Annotated in this window: 19 protein-coding genes; 6 read left to right on the forward strand and 13 right to left on the reverse strand. The window is 68.8% G+C overall.

All coding sequences use genetic code 11. The features are described 5' to 3' along the window. Positions 1-19 precede the first annotated feature (19 nt). Genes FHX60_RS03210 through FHX60_RS03220 form a run of 3 tightly spaced genes read right to left on the reverse strand, consistent with a single transcriptional unit; the run spans position 20 to position 2,584 of the window. Entirely contained in the window at positions 20-325 is a 306-nt protein-coding gene (locus FHX60_RS03210; RefSeq protein WP_092307107.1) for a putative signal transducing protein, read from the reverse strand. Between the two features lie 43 nt (positions 326-368). Next, complete coding sequence (rsgA, locus tag FHX60_RS03215) at positions 369-1,340, reverse strand: ribosome small subunit-dependent GTPase A (RefSeq protein ID WP_092307109.1); 972 nt, start codon at positions 1,338-1,340, stop codon at positions 369-371. After that, positions 1,337-2,584, reverse strand: a complete 1,248-nt coding sequence (locus FHX60_RS03220) for a M48 family metallopeptidase (protein ID WP_092307111.1) — start codon at positions 2,582-2,584, stop codon at positions 1,337-1,339. Before FHX60_RS03220 ends, rsgA begins: the two co-directional genes overlap by 4 nt. Before the next feature lie 221 nt (positions 2,585-2,805). On the opposite strand from FHX60_RS03220, the gene orn reads away from it, so the two are divergent. Continuing rightward, entirely contained in the window at positions 2,806-3,432 is a 627-nt protein-coding gene (orn, locus tag FHX60_RS03225) for an oligoribonuclease (RefSeq protein ID WP_092307113.1), read from the forward strand. Positions 3,433-3,513: 81 nt separating this feature from the next. Then, positions 3,514-4,395 (forward strand): AEC family transporter, encoded by an 882-nt coding sequence (locus tag FHX60_RS03230; protein WP_183282534.1) that lies wholly within the window; start codon positions 3,514-3,516, stop codon positions 4,393-4,395. A gap of 51 nt (positions 4,396-4,446) precedes the next feature. On the opposite strand, the gene mog is transcribed toward FHX60_RS03230, so the two are convergent. Together mog and yjgA are read right to left on the reverse strand one after the other, a co-directional pair. Beyond that, the gene (gene mog / locus FHX60_RS03235; RefSeq protein ID WP_092307116.1) at positions 4,447-5,085 is read right to left on the reverse strand and encodes a molybdopterin adenylyltransferase; all 639 of its coding nucleotides are present in this window, start codon (positions 5,083-5,085) and stop codon (positions 4,447-4,449) included. Beyond that, positions 5,082-5,693, reverse strand: a complete 612-nt coding sequence (gene yjgA / locus FHX60_RS03240) for a ribosome biogenesis factor YjgA (RefSeq protein ID WP_279327330.1) — start codon at positions 5,691-5,693, stop codon at positions 5,082-5,084. The genes mog and yjgA overlap by 4 nt, the downstream gene beginning before the upstream one ends. 59 nt (positions 5,694-5,752) lie before the next feature. Between yjgA and pmbA the strand changes: the two genes are divergently transcribed. Continuing rightward, on the forward strand, positions 5,753-7,120 hold the full coding sequence (gene pmbA / locus FHX60_RS03245) for a metalloprotease PmbA (RefSeq protein WP_092307120.1): 1,368 nt from the start codon (positions 5,753-5,755) through the stop codon (positions 7,118-7,120). Between the two features lie 59 nt (positions 7,121-7,179). Here the strand turns inward: pmbA and FHX60_RS03250 are convergent, their stop codons facing one another. The 3 genes from FHX60_RS03250 to FHX60_RS03260 form a co-directional block, all read right to left on the reverse strand. Then, positions 7,180-7,680: a dihydrofolate reductase gene (locus FHX60_RS03250; protein WP_183282535.1), complete on the reverse strand. Its 501-nt coding sequence runs from the start codon at positions 7,678-7,680 to the stop codon at positions 7,180-7,182. Then, the gene (locus FHX60_RS03255; protein ID WP_112774561.1) at positions 7,677-8,471 is read right to left on the reverse strand and encodes a thymidylate synthase; all 795 of its coding nucleotides are present in this window, start codon (positions 8,469-8,471) and stop codon (positions 7,677-7,679) included. Before FHX60_RS03255 ends, FHX60_RS03250 begins: the two co-directional genes overlap by 4 nt. A 139-nt stretch (positions 8,472-8,610) precedes the next feature. Continuing rightward, positions 8,611-9,318: a TerC family protein gene (locus FHX60_RS03260; RefSeq protein WP_092307126.1), complete on the reverse strand. Its 708-nt coding sequence runs from the start codon at positions 9,316-9,318 to the stop codon at positions 8,611-8,613. Between the two features lie 610 nt (positions 9,319-9,928). Here FHX60_RS03260 and egtD point away from each other — a divergent pair. Together egtD and FHX60_RS03270 are read left to right on the forward strand one after the other, a co-directional pair. Continuing rightward, positions 9,929-11,023, forward strand: a complete 1,095-nt coding sequence (gene egtD, locus FHX60_RS03265) for an L-histidine N(alpha)-methyltransferase (RefSeq protein WP_112774562.1) — start codon at positions 9,929-9,931, stop codon at positions 11,021-11,023. A gap of 149 nt (positions 11,024-11,172) precedes the next feature. After that, positions 11,173-12,429: an SUMF1/EgtB/PvdO family nonheme iron enzyme gene (locus tag FHX60_RS03270; protein WP_183282536.1), complete on the forward strand. Its 1,257-nt coding sequence runs from the start codon at positions 11,173-11,175 to the stop codon at positions 12,427-12,429. An 81-nt stretch (positions 12,430-12,510) separates the two neighbouring features. Here FHX60_RS03270 and FHX60_RS03275 read toward each other — a convergent pair whose 3' ends face one another. The 5 genes from FHX60_RS03275 to FHX60_RS03295 form a co-directional block, all read right to left on the reverse strand. Then, on the reverse strand, positions 12,511-14,421 hold the full coding sequence (locus FHX60_RS03275; protein WP_183282537.1) for a DEAD/DEAH box helicase: 1,911 nt from the start codon (positions 14,419-14,421) through the stop codon (positions 12,511-12,513). 806 nt (positions 14,422-15,227) lie between these two features. Beyond that, positions 15,228-15,470 (reverse strand): hypothetical protein, encoded by a 243-nt coding sequence (locus tag FHX60_RS03280; RefSeq protein ID WP_183282538.1) that lies wholly within the window; start codon positions 15,468-15,470, stop codon positions 15,228-15,230. 102 nt (positions 15,471-15,572) lie between these two features. Continuing rightward, positions 15,573-15,845 carry a hypothetical protein gene (locus FHX60_RS03285; protein ID WP_183282539.1) on the reverse strand — a complete coding sequence of 91 codons (273 nt, stop codon included), beginning with the start codon at positions 15,843-15,845 and terminating at the stop codon, positions 15,573-15,575. Between the two features lie 86 nt (positions 15,846-15,931). Then, entirely contained in the window at positions 15,932-16,201 is a 270-nt protein-coding gene (locus tag FHX60_RS03290) for a hypothetical protein (RefSeq protein ID WP_092307134.1), read from the reverse strand. Between the two features lie 55 nt (positions 16,202-16,256). Then, positions 16,257-16,526 (reverse strand): hypothetical protein, encoded by a 270-nt coding sequence (locus FHX60_RS03295; RefSeq protein WP_092307135.1) that lies wholly within the window; start codon positions 16,524-16,526, stop codon positions 16,257-16,259. 408 nt (positions 16,527-16,934) lie between these two features. Between FHX60_RS03295 and FHX60_RS03300 the strand changes: the two genes are divergently transcribed. Beyond that, positions 16,935-19,019, forward strand: coding sequence for a serine/threonine protein kinase (locus tag FHX60_RS03300; protein WP_183282540.1), 2,085 nt, complete (start codon positions 16,935-16,937; stop codon positions 19,017-19,019). Positions 19,020-19,032 lie beyond the last annotated feature (13 nt).

Genomic DNA, 19,032 nt, shown 5'->3' on the forward strand with positions numbered 1-19,032 from the left:
GCCGGCTGATCCGGGCAGGTCAGGCGCGGGCCGCGCCGCAGCGCCAGCACGCGCCGAACTGCGCCTCGTGCCATTCGCCGCAACGGTCGCATTGCCAGCTGGGCCCCGGCACCGGGTTGGCCGCGGCATTGAGCACCGCCCACGCCTGCGCCTCCATCTCGTCGTCCACCAGCCATACCTGCGGCGCGCTCTCGCGGAACGGGATCTCGCCGGTCGCGCCGGCCAGCCAGGTATTGCGCAGTTCCGCCCGGATGCCGGCCGCGCGCAGGACGTTTTGGCAATGGGCCGCGTGGACGAGGGACGTGGCGGACAGCAGAAGTTTCATGACAGCGCACCGGGAACCCTGGTGCGCTTACCTTACCACGGCTTCACCACGGTTTCTGCTGGCTGGATTCGTGCAGCAGTTGCGTGTAGAGCTGGTGCCGGCGTTCCGAGATGTCGCCGGCGGCCACCGCGGCCAGCACGCCGCAGCCGGGCTCGTTGACGTGATGGCAGTTGTAGAAGCGGCACGCGGTCAGCAGCGGGCGGAACTCGGGGAAGGCGCGTTCCAGCATGCCCTCGCTGAGATGGTAGAGGCCGAACTCCTGGAAGCCCGGCGAATCGATCAGCGCCCCCTGGCGCCCATCGACGGTACCCCAGTCCTGCGGCAGATGGTAGAGCCGGGTGAAGGTGGTGGTGTGCTTGCCCGAATCGAGCTTGGCCGAGATCTCGCGGGTCTGCGCGTCGACGCCCGGGATCAGCAGGTTCAGCAGCGACGACTTGCCCATGCCCGACTGGCCGATCAGGATGCTGGCCAGCCCCGCCACGCGCGGCCGCAGCGCGGCCAGCGCCTGCGCCGGATCGGCGCGCACCGACAGCTCCAGCGTGTCGTAGCCCAGCCCGCGGTACAGCGCCAGGCGGCCGCGCGCTTCTTCCAGCCGCTCGGGCAGGTCGGTCTTGTTGAGCACCACCAGCGGCCGGATCCCGAGCGCCTCGGCCGAGACCAGCGCGCGCCCGAGCAGGTCTTCGGAAAAACCCGGCTCGGTGGCCAGCACGATGATGACCTGGTCGATATTGGCCGCCAGCAGCTTGGACTTGAACTGGTCCGAGCGGTGCAGCAGGTTCTTGCGCGGCGACACCCCGGTGATCACGCACTGGTCGGCGGCGGCGCGCTCGACGCTGACGTGGTCGCCCACCGCGCAGTCGCTCTTCTTGCCGCGCGGGAAGGCGTGCATGCGCGCGCCGTCCTCCAGCTCGACCACGTAGTGGCGGCCATGGGCGGCGATGATCAGCGCGGATTCGGTCGGGTTGCCGGCCGGGGTGCCGCCCCCGGCGTTGCGGTGACGCGTGGCGCGGCTCATGCGTGCGCCAGCAGGCGGTCGATCCGCTGTGCCGCGGGCGGATGCGAGTAGTAGAAGGCGCTGTAGAGCGGGTCGGGCGTCAGCGTCGAGGCGTTGTCCTTGTACAGCTTCACCAGCGCCGACACCAGGTGGCTGGCATCGGTCTGGTCGGCGGCAAAGGCATCGGCCTCGAACTCATGGCGGCGCGACGACTGGCTCGACAGCGGCCCCAGCAGGAACGTGAAGACCGGCAGCGTCAGGAAGAACAGCACCAGCGCCAGCGCGCTGTTGGACACGCCCAGGTTGGGCGCCACCCCCAGCCCGGTGTAGAACCAGCTGCGCGTCGCCAGCCAGCCCAGCAGCGCCAGGAATACCAGGCTCAGCGCGAAGGTCACGGCGATGCGCTTGGCCACGTGGCGGCGCTTGAAGTGACCCAGCTCGTGCGCCAGCACCGCCTCGATCTCGTCGCCCGACAGGCGCGACAGCAGCGTGTCGAAGAAAACGATGCGCTTGGCGGCGCCGAAGCCGGTGAAGTACGCATTGCCGTGCGCGCTGCGCTTGCTGCCGTCCATCACGAACAGCCCCTTGCTGGCAAAGCCGCAGCGCTGCATCAGGCTCTCGATGCGCTGGCGCAGCGAGGCGTCGTCGAGCGGCTCGAACTTGTTGAACAGCGGTGCGATAAAGGTCGGGAACACCACCAGCAGGAACAGGTTGAACGCCATCCACACCAGCCAGGTCCACACCCACCACAGCGACCCGGCGCGCTCCATCAGCCACAGCACCGCCAGCAGCAACGGCAGGCCCAGCGCGCTGGCGACCAGCAGCATCTTGACCAGGTCGGCCAGCCACAGCCCGAAGGTCATCTTGTTGAAGCCGAAACGTTGCTCGATGCCGAACTGGCCATACAGCGAGAACGGCAGGTCGACCAGGCCGCCGATCAGCGCCACGCTGGCCACCAGCGCCACGCCGTACGCGTAGCCCGGGCCGAAGGCCTCCAGCCAGAACTGGTTGAGCCACTGCAGCAAGCCCAGCATGGTGAAGGCGATCAGCACCGCGGCGCCGGCCAGGACCTCCAGCATCGACAGCCGCGTGCGGGCGATGGTGTAGTCGGCGGCCTTCTGGTGCGAGGCCAGGCTGATGGTGTCGGCAAAGCGCGCCGGCACGGCGTGGCGGTGCTGCGCGACATGGCGCACCTGGCGCGCGGCCAGCCACAGCTTGGTCAGCACCATCAGCACCAGGGCGGCGAGAAAGACAATCGTGAACATCGGCAAGCGCCTTGTGGGTGCGGGCGCCCGTCGTTGCAGGCGACGGGTGCCCGTGGGGACCGCGCCGCGGGGTGGGGCAGGCGGCGGTCCGGGAATTCCGGAAAACGGCGCCGCGCTGGTGCGCAGTCAGCCGTCCCGGACGGATATGCGAGAATTATAAATTGTTCGCGCCCGGCCCCGCCGCGGCCGCTTCCCCGAAATCCCTATCTCCCGCAGTCCCGATGACAAGCCAAGCCGCCGCCAAATCCGTCAAAAGCGAAAACAACCTGATCTGGCTGGACATGGAAATGACCGGCCTGCAGCCGGATACCGACCGCATTATCGAAGTGGCGGTGGTGATTACCGACTCCGAGCTCAATATCCTGGCCGAAGGCCCGGTGCTGGTGATCCACCAGAGCGATGCCGTGCTCGACGGCATGGACAACTGGAACAAGGGCACCCACGGCCGCTCGGGCCTGATCGACAAGGTCAAGGCCTCGACCCTGACCGAAGAGCAGGCCGAAGCCGAACTGCTGGCCTTCCTCAAGCGCTGGGTGCCTGCGGGCAAGTCGCCGATGTGCGGCAACTCGATCTGCCAGGACCGCCGCTTCATGGCGCGCTACATGCCCAAGCTGGAAGCGTTCTTCCACTACCGCAACCTCGACGTGTCCACGCTCAAGGAGCTGTGCAAGCGCTGGGAGCCGGTCATCCACAAGGGCTTCGTCAAGCGCCAGCTGCACACGGCGCTGGCCGACATCCTGGAGTCGGTGGAAGAGCTGCGCTACTACCGCACCCACTTTATCCGCCACGCCGCGCCCGGCGCGGCGCCTTCCGGCGAGGCGCCGGCCGCCGGCACGCCGGCGCAGTAAGCGGAGCGCGGCTCCCGCAAGCATCCCACCATTTCCGGCGCGCCGCCCCATGCAGGCGGGGCGTTGCCGGTCCGCCTGCCCATGTTCGAGCGCATCGTCTCCATCATCACGCCGGTCATCCTGATCATCCTGGTCGGGTGGCTGTACGGGCGCCGCGCCCATCCGGACATGGCGGGCATCAACCGCGCCACCCTGGACGTGATCGCGCCGCTGCTGGTGGTGTCGGCCTTCGTCAGCAAGGACTTCGTGCTGGCCGACCAGCTGGTGCTGCTGGGTTGCGCGGTGGCGGTGGTGCTGGGCTCGGGGATCCTGGCGTGGGGGCTGGCGCGCTGGATGAAGGTCGATCCGCGAACCTTCGTGCCGCCGATGATGTTCAACAACTGCGGCAACATGGGTTTGCCGCTGTCCGTGTTCGCCTTCGGCCCGGCCGGGCTGGCGCCGGCGGTGGCCCTGTTCGCGGCGTCGAACCTGATGCATTTCACCATCGGCATGAAGATCGTCAACCGGCACGCGTCGCTGGCGCAGATCGCCCGCAACCCGATGGTGCTGGCCACCGTGGCGGGGGTGGCGCTGGCGCTGGCGCGGCCGTGGTTCACGCTGCCGGACCCGGTCTACCAGTCGGTCAAGCTGCTGGGCGATGCCACCGTGCCGCTGATGCTGTTTGCGCTGGGCGTGCGCATGAAGGATGTGAGCCTGCGCAACTGGGGCATGGGGCTGGTCGGCGCGGCGGTGTGTCCGCTGACGGGCATCGCGGTGGCGCTGGCGCTGGCGCAGTGGGTGCCGCTGAGCGAGCTGCAGCGCGGCCTGCTGTTCGTGTTCGCGGCGTTGCCGCCGGCGGTGCTGAATTTCCTGGTGGCGGACCACTTCCGGCAGGAGCCGGACCAGGTGGCGTCGATCGTGCTGCTCGGCAATATCGCCGCGGTGGTGTTCGTGCCGGTGGGGCTGTACCTGGGCCTGCGCTGAGGGCGGCACGCCCGCGCGGCGCCTGCCGGCGGGCGGGACAGCCAGTCCGGATCAGGCCGCGGGCCTGGTCCGCACGGCGTTCTTGGGACGCCAGGCCTTGACGATGGCCTCGTCGGTTTCCATGTAGGGCCCGCCGATCAGGTCGATGCAATACGGCACCGCGGCAAAGATGCCTTGCACCACCGGCTTGCCGTCGGCGTCGCGCAGGCCTTCCAGGGTTTCGCGGATCGCGCGCGGCTGGCCGGGCAGGTTGATGATCAGCGCCGCGCGGCTGGCGGTCTCGCGGATGACCGCGACCTGGCGCGACAGGATCGCGGTCGGCACGAAATGCAGGCTGACCTGGCGCATCTGCTCGCCGAATCCCGGCATTTCCTTGGTCGCTACCGCCAGCGTGGCCTCGGGGGTCACGTCGCGGCGCGCCGGGCCGGTGCCGCCGGTGGTCAGCACCAGGTCGCAGCCGGCCACGTCGACCAGCTCGATCAGCGTGCGCGAGATCTGCGCCTGCTCGTCCGGGATCAGCCGCTCCACCGCCTGCCAGGGCGAGGTCAGCGTGCGCCCGAACCAGTCGCGCAGCGCCGGGATGCCCTCGTCCTGGTAGGTGCCGGCCGAGGCACGGTCCGAGATCGAAACGAAGCCGACGACGAGTTCGTCGGGATGGTTGCGGACTACCGGCTGCGTGGTCTGGGTCATGCCTCGGGCTCCGGGGTAGGGGGTTGGTCCTCGGCGGCGCCGGCCTTGCCATCCTTCACGTCGAGCGCCGTCTTGATCGCCTGGAACAGCTCGCGGAAATAGCGCGGCGGCTTGCCCAGCTCTTTTTCCTTGCGCGCGTTGCGGATGGTGTTGCGCAGTGCCTGCACGTCGATGCCGGGATGCTCGCCGAGGAAGCGCGTCAGCGCCGCGTCGTCGGCCAGCAGCAGCTCGCGCCAGCGCTCGATCAGATGCATGCGGGCGGTTTCGGCCTTGCTGGTGCCCTTGAAGCCTTCCAGCGCTTGCCGGATCACCTCGACCTCTTCGTCCTCGAGGCCGCGCATGATCTTGCCCACGTACTGCATCTGGCGGCGCTTGCCTTCGTGGCTGTTGATCCGGCGCGCCTCGCGGATGGCGTCGGCGAGCGCTTCGGGCATCGGCACGCGCGCCAGGCGGTCCTTGGCCAGCGCCTCGAGCTCGGCGCCGAGGTCCTGCAGGGCGGTCATGTCGCGCTTGCGCTGCGACTTGCTTTTCGGTTCGTCGTCTTCCGGCTCGGGGGCAAAGCCTCCGGGAAAGCGCGAGCCTTGGTGGTTACGGGAATTTCGCGTCATGCCCGGCATTTTATCTTGCTATGATTGCCGCTTGGACTTTTGATGACACCCGCCCCAGCATGGACCAGATCGCCGAACAGACCGCGCATTTCACCTACACCCAGGCCCAGCTCAGCGAGATGGCCGCCGATGTGCTGCGGGTGGCACGCGAACTGGGGGCGACCGACGCCGCCACCGAGATCTCCGAAGGCAGCGGCCTGTCGGTATCGGTGCGCAAGGGGCAGGTCGAGACCATCGAGCAGAACCGCGACAAGGTGGTCGGGGTCACGGTGATGATCGGCAAGCGCCGCGGCAACGCCAGCACCTCGGACTTCTCGCCGGCCGCGCTGCGCGCCACCGCCGAGGCGGCCTACAACATCGCCCGCTTCACCGCGGAGGATGACTGCGCCGGCCTCGCCGAAGAGGAACTGCTGGAGCGCGCGCCGCAGGACCTGGACCTGTTCCACCCGTGGGCGCTCGACGCCGAAGCCGCGATCGACATCGCCACCCGCGCCGAGGCCGCCGCCTTCGCGGTATCGCCGCGCATCCGCAACAGCGACGGCGCCAGCGTCTCGGCCCAGCATTCGCAGTTCGTGCTGGCGACCACGCGCGGCTTCACCGGCGGCTATCCGTATTCGCGCCATTTCATCTCGTGCGCGCCGATCGCCGGCAGCGGCAGCGGCATGCAGCGCGACGACTGGTATTCGTCCAAGCGCTCGCCGCTGGCGCTGGCCGCGCCCGAGGACATCGGCCGCTACGCCGCCGAGCGCGCGCTGGCGCGGCTGCAGGCGCGCAAGCTGTCGACGCGCCGCTGCCCGGTGCTGTTCGAGGCGCCGCTGGCCGCGGGGCTGCTGGGCGCCTTCGTGCAGGCGGTGTCGGGCGGCGCGCTGTACCGCAAGTCCACCTTCCTGTGCGATTCGCTGGGCCAGGCCGTGTTCGCTCCGCATATTCAGATCCATGAGCAGCCGCATGTCCCGGGCGCCATGGGCAGCGCCCCGTTCGACGAAGAGGGCGTGCGCACGCGCGAGCGCGATGTGGTCAAGGACGGCGTGGTGCAGGGCTACTTCCTGTCGACCTATTCGGCGCGCAAGCTCGGCATGCAGACCACCGGCAATGCCGGCGGCTCGCACAACCTGACGCTGTCGAGCAGCCTGACCCAGCCCGGCGACGACTTCCCCGCCATGCTGCGCAAGCTTGGCACCGGCCTGCTGGTGACCGAGCTGATGGGGCAGGGCGTCAACTACGTGACCGGCGACTATTCGCGCGGCGCGTCGGGCTACTGGGTCGAGAATGGCGTGATCCAGTATCCGGTCGAGGAAATCACCATCGCCGGCAATATGGCCGAGATGTTCCGCCAGATCGTCGCGATCGGCGCGGACGCGCTGGTGCGCGGCACCAAGGAAACCGGCTCGATCCTGCTCGAGCAGATGACCATCGCCGGCAACTGAGCGGCATCGACCCCAAAAAAAAAGCGGGCCAAGGCCCGCTTTTTTATTTCATGCGCCGGTCACGATTCTTCCGACGGCGGCCGCTCGTACGTGACGAAGGCGTAGTCGAAGCCGTTCGCTGCCGAATGATGGGTCTCGCGCGCGGTTTCGATCCATTGGGTGCGGTCGATCGCGGGGAAAAAGGCATCGCCTTCCACATCGGCGTCGATCTCGGTCACCACCAGCCGGTCCGCGCTCGGCATGGCCTCGGCATACAGCTGCGCGCCGCCGATCAGGAAGATCTGCTCGGCGCCCACGCACAGGCGCTGGGCTTCTTCCAGCGAAGGCGCCACTTCGGCCCCCTCGAGGCGCAGCTCGGGGTTGCGGCTGACCACGATATTGCGCCGGCCCGGCAGCGGGCGGCCGATGGAATCCCAGGTCTTGCGCCCCATGATCACGGGCGCGCCCATGGTGGTGCGCTTGAAGTGCGCCAGGTCTTCCGGCAGGCGCCACGGCAGCCTGTTGTCGCGGCCGATGGTGCCGTTGCGGGCGCGTGCAACAACCAATGTCAGCAGTGTCATACGGCCACCGGTGCCTTGATCGCGGGGTGCGACTGGTAGCCCGCCAGTTCGAAGTCTTCGTAGCGGTAGTCGAAGAGGCTGTCGGGCCGGCGCAGGATATTCAGTCGCGGCAGCGCCAGCGGCTCGCGCGCCAGCTGGGTCTGCACCTGTTCGAAATGGTTGTTGTACAGGTGGCAGTCGCCGCCGGTCCAGATGAAGTCGCCCACTTCCAGCCCGGTCTGCTGCGCCATCATATGGGTCAGCAGCGCATAGCTGGCGATATTGAACGGCACCCCCAGGAAGATGTCGGCACTGCGCTGGTACAGCTGGCACGAGAGCCGGCCGTCGGCCACGTAGAACTGGAAGAACGCATGGCAGGGCGGCAGCTTCATGCGCGGGATATCGGCGACGTTCCAGGCCGACACGATCAGCCGGCGCGAATCCGGGTTGGCGCGGATCTGCGCCACCAGCTCGGAGATCTGGTCGATATGGCGGCCGTCCGGGGCCGGCCACGAACGCCATTGCGAGCCGTAGACCGGGCCCAGTTCGCCGTGCTCGTCGGCCCACTCGTCCCAGATGGTGACGCCGTGCTCCTGCAGCCAGCGCACATTGGTCGAGCCCTGCAGGAACCACAGCAGTTCATAGATGATCGACTTCAGGTGCAGCTTCTTGGTGGTCACCACCGGGAAGCCTTCGCGCAGGTCGAAGCGCATCTGGTAGCCGAACACCGAGCGCGTGCCGGTGCCGGTGCGGTCGGCCTTGTCGGTGCCATGCTCGTAAACATGGCGCATGAAGTCGAGGTACTGTTTCATCGGCGCGGGGCGGGATGGAAGGTGGCGCGGGCGCCTGGGCCCGCGAAACCGGCATTTTAAAGCAAGACGGGCCGCCCCTTGCGGGCGGCCCGTCCTTTGCGGCAGGGCCAGGGCGCGAGGCCCTGGCGCCGGGGCAGGCTTAGTGGCTGCCGGCCGGCTCCTGCTGCTGCTCGCGGCGCTTCTGCACCAGGTAGCCGGCGCCCAGCACGCCGCCGACGATCAGCACGTACAGGCCCCAGTTGACCACCGGGTTGGCTTCGAAGAACGCCTTGATCATCGGCTCGTGCACGATCATCTTGACCGCCGTGAAGGCCAGCACGCCGGCGCCCACGTAGATGATGACCGGGAAGCGGGCCATCAGCTTGAGCACCAGGCTCGAGCCCCACACCACGATGGGGATGCTGATCAGCAGGCCCAGCACCACCAGCAGGAAGCTGCCGTGCGCGGCGCCGGCCACGGCCAGCACGTTGTCCACGCCCATCACCGCGTCGGCGATGATGATGGTCTTCATCGCGCCCCACAGCGTCGAGGCGCCGGTGCCATGCTCGTCGCCGCCGCTGTCGTCGGACAGCAGCTTGTAGGCGATCCACACCAGCGCCAGGCCGCCCACCAGCATCAGCCCGGGAACCTTCAGCAGCCAGACCACGCCGATCGTCATGGCCGAGCGGACCACCACGGCACCCACGGTACCCCAGATAATGGCCTTCTTCTGCAGGTGGGGCGGCAGGTTGCGTGCCGCCAGCGCGATCACGATGGCATTGTCCCCGGCCAGCACCAGGTCAATGACGACGATGGACAGCAGCGCTGTCAGGAACTGCATCGTGAACAGATCGGTAAACCACTCCATGAACTCTCCTCAGGTACGAATCAGCGCAAGCGCGCGCATTGGGTTCGCCTGGATTCACGTGCACGGGAGCGTGGGGGCGCCTTTGCAAACCATGAAGTCCAGGTTGCAAAGGTCTTGCTCGACCACTGGCGCGGTATGCGCGCCGGTTGTCAGCACAACCGGAGACTGCGGTCCCGGAATGACGATTGTGCTAAGGGCAAAGCCCCGGAGCTACTCCCCTTTGAGGGACACGACCCGTTCAGGGGCCGCGCTGGGCGGGATTATAAACGAACTGCAAGGGACATGCCGAATTAGGAAAGATACTGACTCAAGTTCGCCGGGGTGCCGTAATCGTCTCGCCCGGGCGCGCCGCGCGGGCGCTACGGCGCGACGGCGCGTTGACTGCACGTGAGCGGTGCGTTTGCGCCGCGCTTGCGGCGATTTTGTATCGGGCCCGCCATGGGGCTGCGCGATCCGCCGGATCGGCCTATCCTTGAGGTTCGGCTCCGACCGATGCGTCCCGGACAGCACAGGCGCGCATTGCGGAGACCGGCGCGCACGACATGCACAGCGCGGCCTTGGGGAATACGCAGTGAAGCAGTGCCCATTTGCGACCACACAAGGAAACGACATGCCGGTTGTCCCGAACCCGCCCAACCCCCCCGCACGCCACAAAGCCCCGCAGACCCCCCTCCCGCCCCTGAACCACCATAACGGCCATGCCGTGGCGCCGCCGGCGCTGGTGGCGCTGGCCAATGGCCGCGCGCAGCGCCCGCCGCAGCCGGAGTTGGTGCAGCAGTACCGCGAAGACAGCGGCGCGCTGCGCGAGCAGGTGCTGTCCGGGCTGCGCGCCGCGCAGGCGGCGATCAGTCCCAAGTTCTTTTACGACGTGCTGGGTTCGCGCCTGTTCGAAGCCATCACCGACCTGCCCGAGTACTACCCGACCCGCACCGAGGCCGCGATCTTTGCCAGCGCGGCGCCCGCCATCGCGGCGCGCGCCGGCAGCGGCTGCGTGCTGGTGGACCTGGGCGCGGGCAACTGCGAGAAGGCGGCGCGGCTGTTCGGCAGCCTGCGCCCGGCGCAGTACGTTGCGGTGGATATCTCGGTCGAGTTCCTGCGCGCGACGCTGTCGTCGCTGCAGCAACAGCATCCCGAGATCCCGATGCTCGGGCTGGGCGCCGACCTGTGCGCGCCGTTCGACCTGCCGGCCCAGGTCAGGAGCGGCAGGCGCCTGTTCTTCTATCCGGGCTCGAGCATCGGCAATTTCGCCCCGGTGGAGGCGCTGGCGCTGCTGCAGCGCCTGCGCGGCGCGGCCGGACGCGGCGACGGCGTGCTGATCGGCGTGGACCTGCACAAGGACGAAGCCACGCTGGTATCGGCCTATGACGATGCGCTGGGCGTCACCGCGGCCTTCAACCGCAATGTGCTGCGCAACGTGAACCGTATCGTCGGCACCGATTTCGCGCTGGACGACTGGCGCCACCAGGCCAGCTTCGACCGCGCGGCCTCGCGCATCCAGATGCACCTGCAGGCATGCCGCGACGTGCGCGTGCAATGGGACGGCGGCGCGCGCGAGTTCGCCGCCGGCGAGCGCATCCATACCGAGGATTCGTACAAGTACCGCCCGGAGGACTTCGCGCTGCTGCTCGAAGCGGCCGGCTTCGACGACCCGGTGTACTGGTCCGATCCGCGCGGCTGGTTCGCGGTGTTCCACGCGCGCGGCTGACCGGCCCGCCGGTCGGGTAGTGTCATAATGGCCGCAGTCCGGCGCGGCGTGCCACGGCGCGCCGCCTGGGGGCCGTGGCTGCCCCGGTTGCCCGCGGCTGTACGGACCGCTGCCTGTCCACCCTCCATTCCCTGCGCAGACTTCCCCCGATGAGCGGCTTTCCCATGCTTCCCGATCTCTACTTCACCGGCGGCAAGGCGACGTGGTCGGATCCGCGCCGGCTGCCGCGCGAAGGGCTGGCGCAGGCCCTGGTCGACACGCGCAGCCGCACGCTGGCGTGGCTGGCGCCGTTCGGGCAGACCCGCCGCGCCTGGGACGTGCCGCGCCAGCACGATGCCGATCCGCCGCTGTGGACCCTCGGCCACGTCGCCTGGCATGCGGAGTGGTGGTGCCTGCGCGGCGTGCGCCAGGTCGATCGCGGCGGCGTGCCGGTGCCGGTGGCGTCGGAGCCGTCGCTGCTGGACGGCGCCGATGAATGGTTCGATCCCGATCGCATCGGGCCCGAAGAGCGCTGGGAGATCGCGCTGCCCGACGTCGCGGTGGTCAAGCGCTATGCCGCCGAGGTGCTCGACGGCGTGCTGCGCCGGATCGCGCTGCTGCCCGACGACACCGACCTGACCCTGTACCCGTTCCGCCGCGCGCTGCTGCATGAAGACGCGCAGGGCGAGGGCGTGGCCGCGCTGCTGCAGGCGCTTGGCATGGCCCCCGCCGAGGGCGCCGGGGCGGCGCCGGCGGCGGCCGCCGGACATGGCGGCACGCTGCATTTCCCCGGCGGGCGCTTCACGCTCGGCTGGAGCGATGCCGACGGCTTTGCCTGGCCCGACGAACTGCCGCCGCAGCCGACCTACGTGCCCGCGTTTGAAATCGACATGGCGCTGGTCAGCAACGCGCAGTTCCTGGAATTTGTCGAGGACGGCGGCTACGAGCATCCGGCCTGGTGGTCGTCGGCGGGACGGCAATGGCTGATGACGCAGGAGCGTTCCGCGCCGCGCTACTGGTCGCGCCATCCGGAGTCGCGCACATGGATGCTGGAGCGCTTCGGCACGCTGCGCACGCTCAACCCGGACGAGGCGGTGCGCCATGTCACGCTGTACGAGGCGCAGGCGTGGTGCGTCTGGGCCGGGCGGCGCCTGCCGGCGGAATCGGAATGGGAGCTCGCCGCGACCCAGAACCGCGGCCTGCAGTGGGGCGCATTGCGCGAGTGGACCGCCACGCCGTACGAGCCGTATGCCGGCTTTGTCGCCGCCCCGTCCGATGGCGACATGGTGGGGCGCTTCGGCACGCACCAGGCGGTGCGGGGCGTGTCGTTCGCCAGCCCGGCGCGGCTGCGCCATGTGCGCGCGCGCTGGGCGCGGCTGCCCGAGGACGACCTGTCCTTCATCGGCTTCCGCACCTGCGCGATGTAAGCACCGCGCCAGCAAAAAAAAACAGGGCACCCGAGGGTGCCCTGTTTGCTATCCGGCAGGTGCGCGCAGCGCACCGCGCGATCAGCGCTCGTAGCGCGAGCGGCTGTTGCGGTTGCCGTTGCCGCCGTTGCCGCCGAAGCCGCCGCCAAAGCCGCGATTGCCGTCGCGGTTGCCGAAGCTGCGGCCTTCGCCGTTGCCGCCATTGCCACGGTAGCCGCCGCCGTTGCCACGGCCTTCGCCGAAGCCGCGGTTGCCGTCACGGTTGCCGAAGCCGCCGCGCGGATCGTCGCCGAACGGACGACCGCCTTCGCGATTGCCGAAGCCGCGGGCACCGTCGCTGGCGCCGCGGAAGCCGCCGCCCTGGCCACGGTAGCCGCCTTCGCGGTTGCCGAAGCCGCCACGGTTGTCGTCGCCGAACGGGCGCGCGCCTTCCGTGCGATTGCCGAAGCCGCGGCTTTCGCCGCCGAACTTGCGCTCGCCGAAGCCGGCACGGTTGTCGCCGCCGAACTTGCGGTCGCCGAAGCTGCGTTCGCCGCCACGGTAGCCGCCGCCATTGCCGCCGCCGTTGCCACGGAAGTCACCGCGGCCGCCACCCGGCTTGCCGCCGAAGTTCGAGCGCGGCTTGGGCGCGCGGCGCGGCTCCAGGCCTTCGATCACCGACGCGTCGACGCGCTGGTTGGTGAAGCGCTCGATCCGGCGCCACTGGAACATGTCGTTGTGGTTGACCAGGTTGATGGCGATGCCCGAGCGGCCCGCGCGGCCGGTACGGCCGATGCGGTGCACGTAGTCCTCGGCCTGCTTGGGCAGGTCGAAGTTGACCACGTGGGTGATATCGGGCACGTCGATGCCGCGCGCGGCCACGTCGGTGGCCACCAGCACGCGCAGGTTGCCGCGGCGCAGCGCGGTCAGGGTGCGGTTGCGCGCGCCCTGGGTCATGTCGCCGTGCAGCGCGCCGGCCGAGAAGCCGGTGTCGGACAGGCGCTCGGCCAGCGAATCGGCATCGCGCTTGGTCGCGGTGAAGACGATCGCCTGCTTGAGCGACGCGTCGCGCAGCAGGTGGTCCAGCAGGCGCTCCTTGTGCGACATGTCGTCGGTGAAGTGCAGGCGCTGCTCGATATGGCTCTGGTCGGCGCGCGCCGCGGCGATCTCGATTCGCTGCGGGTCCTTCAGCTGGCGCGAGGCCAGTTGGGCGATGCGCGCATCCAGCGTGGCCGAGAACATCAGCGTCTGGCGTGAAGCCGGGGTGGCGTTGACGATGGCGTCGATGTCGTCGGCAAAGCCCATGTCGAGCATGCGGTCGGCCTCGTCGAACACCAGCATCTGCAGCGCCGACAGGTCGATACGGCCGGCATCGATATGGTCGAGCAGGCGGCCCGGCGTCGCCACCAGGATGTCAGGCATCTTGCCCAGCGCGGCCAGCTGCTTGGGGTAGGGCATGCCGCCCAGGATGCTGGCGCAGACGATGCGACGCAGGTTGCGGCCGTACTTGGCGGCGGCTTCGGTCACTTGCAGGGCCAGTTCGCGCGTCGGCGTCAGCACCAGCAGCGCCGGCTGGGCCGGGGCCGGACGGGGGCGCTTGCCCTTCATGCGCTTGGCGGGCTCGGTCGAGCGCTGCGGCGCCGGCATTTCGCTGATGCGCTGGATTGCCGGCAGCATGAAGGCCGCGGTCTTGCCCGAGCCGGTCTGGCTCGAGACCAGCAGGTCGCGGCCGGCCAGGAAGGCGGGGATGGCCTGGGCCTGCACCGGGGTCGGCGTGTTGTAGTTCAGTTCGGAAAGCGCGCGCAGGATGGCCGCGTCGAGGCCAAGCTTGGCAAAGCCGCTTTCGGTCGCTGCTGTTTCAGTGGCGGCCTGGGCTTCGGCTGCCGGGCTGCCGTTGAGCATGGCGTCGAGCTTGTCGAGCGGGCTCTCGATAATCTGGGCAGCGTCGGAAGTGATCGAAGCGTCGGTCGCGGAGGCAATAGCTTGCTCCGCACGAATGTCGTGCTGGGTCATGTCGGAATGGTCAAATAAATGCATGGCACCCCGAAATGCAGAATGGGGTGGGCGCAGTGCAAAGTCTTAAAAAGGCTTCGGCGCCAATCGGTGAGGCCGTTACGACAGACACAGCTGGCAGTACGGCGGCAGGCAGGGTGGTGGCTGGTTACCGCGGGGCGGTCCGGCCATGTCCCTGGCAGGCAAACAGCTCAGTTCAGGCTGTTCAACAGGATCGGAGACGAGGCGACGTCAGGTGAGCGGTGCGTTCTGCTGGGCGGCTGGGGCCATATTGTGATGACTAGGCGTCCGGCAGCGAGGAAACAGAGCAGGGAGGGCAGCGGATTCGCCGGGCAGGAAGCCGGGCGCTTGGCGGATCTCACAGTTGCGAAACTCACGGCGCGGATTATAGCAGAGTGCCAGAATTTTGTTGCACTGCGAAAACGTAACCGGATATGTCAGGCGGGCGTCACCTGCGCGGCAGCGGCCGGCCCGCTGGTTGCAAGCGGAAATGCCCCGCCTATACTTGAGGCGCGAGCACACAGGATGCCCGCACGGGGCGGACGAAAACGCTCCCGCTTGACCTCCTTCAGCGGCATTGCGCCGCTGTTCGCGGCAAGCACTGCGGTCATTGACTCCACGCGCCAGTCTTCCTGCGACTCTCCGGGTGGTCCGGATGGGCGTCCGCGTCATGGGCGGAATCATGGGAAGCCTGCATGGATACAGAATGACCGAACTGCTGACCGCGTGACCCGGGCGGTCCGGGCCCGTCCGCATCCAAAGCCCGCCAGAGATGGCGGGCTTTTCATTTGGGCCGGCGGGTCGCTTCAGTCCTCGGCATCCTTGCCCGCGGACTTGCGCGGGAGCCGGCCGAGCGGTGCCTCGCGCGGCATCGCATGGCGATTGCCGGGCAAGCCACCGGGGTAGTCGACGATGCGCACGGCGCCCGGGCGCCGCAAGCCATGCCACGCCTGGCCGCTGGCCGTGCGCCCGCCGCCGAGGATGGTGATCATGGCCTGCCGGTCGAGATCCATGCTGTCGGGCAAATCCTTGATGACGATCACTGCCATGGCTGTCTCCGGTCAAGCGGGACCCCGGCCCTGCGGCCGCGGGACCGCTTCAGTATAGGCGAGGCGGTCCCGCGCTCCTGCCCGCGGGGCCGCACCCTGCGCTCAGACGGCGGCAAAGTTGCCGGCCCATTGCGACGGGTTGACGTTGACGCGCACCGGGCCAACGCCGGGGCCGACAAAGCTGTTGTTGAGCGTGTTGACGTTGATGCTTTGCAGCTGCGCGATGTTCTGGTTGACGTTGACGGTGACATTCGCGAGCGGGCCGACATCGCCGACACCGCGGCTGAGCCACGAGCTGCCGCCGCGTACGGCGCCCAGCGAGGCACGATCGAGGTCCTTGCTCAGGGCAAGGTCGCGGACGAGGATGGTTGACATGATGGTGCTCCTTTGAGTCGGTGTGGGGCGGCAGGCGCGGAGATTGCTGCCCTCAGGCAGGCTCCGCGCGCGCTGCGCATCGGCTTTCAGCCGAAGATGTTGTTGGTGGCGTTCTGGTTGGTGTGCACGTCGGACTTGACGTGGTCCAGGAAGGCCGAGCCGTTGCCGTTCAGGTTGGTGACGGACTGCATCTGCGCGATGCTCTGCACGGCGCTGATGCTCTTGTCTACCGACGCCTTGATCGGCATGTAGACGGCGGCGAAGGGCAGGTAAGACGTGCCGCCGCGTACGGCGTGCATGCGCTTGCTGTCGAGGGTTGCGGCGGCGGACAGGTCCTGGATGGTCAGCGTGGTCATGATGGTCTCCGGTATCGGTAGTCAGTGTCTGGGTTTGGTAGGCCGGGCGCGAGGCTCAGCCGAAGATGTTGTTGGTGGCGTTCTGGTTGGTGCGCACGTCGGACTTGACGTGGTCCAGGAAAGCCGAGCCGTTGCCGTTCAGGTTGGTGACGGACTGCATCTGCGCGATCTCCTGCACGGCGGTGATGCTCTTGTCGAGCGACAGCTTTACCGGGCTGTAGACGGCGGCGAAGGGCATGTAGGCGATGCCGCCGCGCACGGCGTGCATGCGCTTGCTGTCGAGGGTTGCGGCGGAGGACAGGTCCTTGATGGTCAGCGTGGTCATGATGGTCTCCAGTAGAGGAAGGTGTTGCCTTGGGTTTGGGGTTCGAGCATCGGGTTGGTGTCGCGCTCGGGAGGGACAATCGCAGGGACTGTGCCAGGGCCATGGGAACTTGCGCTGCGCGCACGCAAGTGCCTGAAAACAAGGGGAATTTGTTGCCCATGTCGAGTCGCAGGCAGTGCCCGCGCGGTGCTGCCGGCGGCCCGGTGTGACGGGCCGCGGCCAACACTGGCGGCACCGGTGTTGGTGCCGCCGCGACAGTGCCGCGCGCGGGCGGCCATGGCGCATGCAAAGCGCGCCGGGGTGCGGTCGCCTGCCGTCCTCGCATGGTTTGCGCATGCCTTGGGTGCGCACTAGTATCCAGCGAGGAGGGGGCATCTCCGCAGGGCGGGACAGGCCCTGCCAGCAACCATGTCGGGGCATCCCGTGGCCAGTCTCAAAGACCTGATCCGCAAGTTCCAGAACGGTGGTCTCTCCGACGACGAGTTCGTCGCGTCATTCGAAACGGCCCTGGCGCAAGACCCCACCACGCCGAGCCAGGCGGCACGGGTGGTGATCGAGGAAAACACGCGCTTTCCGTTTCCGCCCGCGGTCTATGCCGAAGTCATGCGGCGCATCGAGCGCCGCGGCGCCACCCAATACGAGGGCGCGGGAGACGCCACGCGCCTGGCCGGCACGGAGACCGGCTCGATGTATGCAGCCTCGCCCGAACCCGGCACGCTGCCGCAGACGCCGGCCACCAAGGGCGTGGGCGATACGCTCAACGGTCGCTTCGTGCTGGAGGAATGCCTGGGCGTGGGCGGCATGGGCACGGTCTACAAGGCGCTCGACCTGCGCAAGCTGGAAGCCTCGGACCGCCGGCCGTACATCGCCATCAAGGTGCTGAACCTGCAATTCAGCGGCCATCCCAAGTCGCTGATGGCGCTGCAGCGCGAGGCGCGCAAGGCGCAGACGCTGGCGCACCGGAACATCGTCACCGTCTATGACTTCGACCGCGACGGGCCGGTGGTCTTCCTTACCATGGAGTACTTGTCGGGATCGTCGCTCAACCATGTGCTCAAGGCCCCGGGCTTTGCCGGCATGCCGATGGCGCGCGCCATGCCCATCATCCAGGGCATGTGCAATGCGCTGGCGTATGCGCACGAGCGCGGCTTCGTGCACTGCGACTTCAAGCCCGCCAACGTCTTCCTGACCGGCAACGGCGAGGTCAAGGTGATCGACTTCGGCATCGCGCGCGGCTTCCTGCCGCCGGCCGACGAATCCGACCGCACCGTCTTCGATCCCGGTTCGCTGGGCGGCATGACGCCGGCCTATGCCAGCCCGGAGATGTTCGAGCATCGCGAGCCCGATCCCCGCGACGATATCTACGCGCTGGCCTGCGTGACCTACGAGCTGCTGAGCGGCAAGCATCCCTACCAGCGGCTCTCGGCCAACCAGGCGCGCGAAGCCGGGCTCAAGCCGGCGCAGCTGCCGCAATTGGGCCGCACGCAATGGAAGACCCTGCGCGAAGCACTTTCGCTCGACCGCGAGACGCGCACGCCGACGGTCGCGCGCTTCCTGCAGGGCATGAGCGCGGCGCCGGCCGCCAGCAGCGGGCCGGCGCGCCGCTCCGCGCCGTTGGTGGGCGCAGGCGTGCTGACCGCGCTGGCCGGCGTGGCGGCACTCGGCTACTACGCCTGGCAGTCGCAGCGGCCAGCCGAAGTCCCGGCCGCGGATGCGGGCGCGACCGCGCCGCTCAGCGCTGCCGCGCCGGCCGCGGAGCCGCCCGCCGCGCCCGTGCCGGCGCCGCCAGCGCCCGCGCCAGCCGCGGCGGCGGAGTTGTCGATGGCCGAGGTCGGCAAGCTGCTGGCCGCGGTGCCGTGCTCGCTGCTTGCCGGCGCGCGGCAGGACCAGACCCTGCACGTGCGCGGCTACCTGGCGGAAAGCGTGGGTGCCGCGCGCCTGCGCGAACAGCTCAGCGGTTTGCCGGGGGCCAAGGCGCTGCGCGAGGTGGTGGTCGACGCCCAGCCGCTGGCCGCCGACAAATGCGAGGTGGCCAGGATGATCGCGCCGTACTGGTCGGGCAACCGGCAGGGCGACACCGCGTCGTCGCTGCAGTTGCGCGGCAAGGGCACGCAATTGACCGAGGGCGCGCCCATGGTGCTCGACCTGCGCACGCCGGCGCAGGATTCCTATGTCTATGTCGACTACTTTGCCGCGGACGGCAAGGTGGCGCATATGGTGCCAAGCCAGCGCATTCCGGCCCACCAGGCGCCGCCGGCGCATCACGCCACCATCGGCGACAGCGGCGACTGGATCGTGTCAGCACCCTTCGGCAACGAACTGGTGGTGATGCTGACCACGCCGGCGCCGCTGTTCGCGTCGCGCCGTGCCGAGGTGGAGTCGCGCCAGGAGTATCTGCGGGCGCTGGAAAAGCCGCTGGCGCAGATGGCGCGCACCTATGGCCGCGACCGCATCAGCGCGGACCTGGTGCAGATTTCCACGCGCGCACGCTGACGGCGCTGACCAC

This window comes from Cupriavidus alkaliphilus (assembly GCF_014191175.1).
GTDB classification, from domain to species: domain Bacteria; phylum Pseudomonadota; class Gammaproteobacteria; order Burkholderiales; family Burkholderiaceae; genus Cupriavidus; species Cupriavidus alkaliphilus.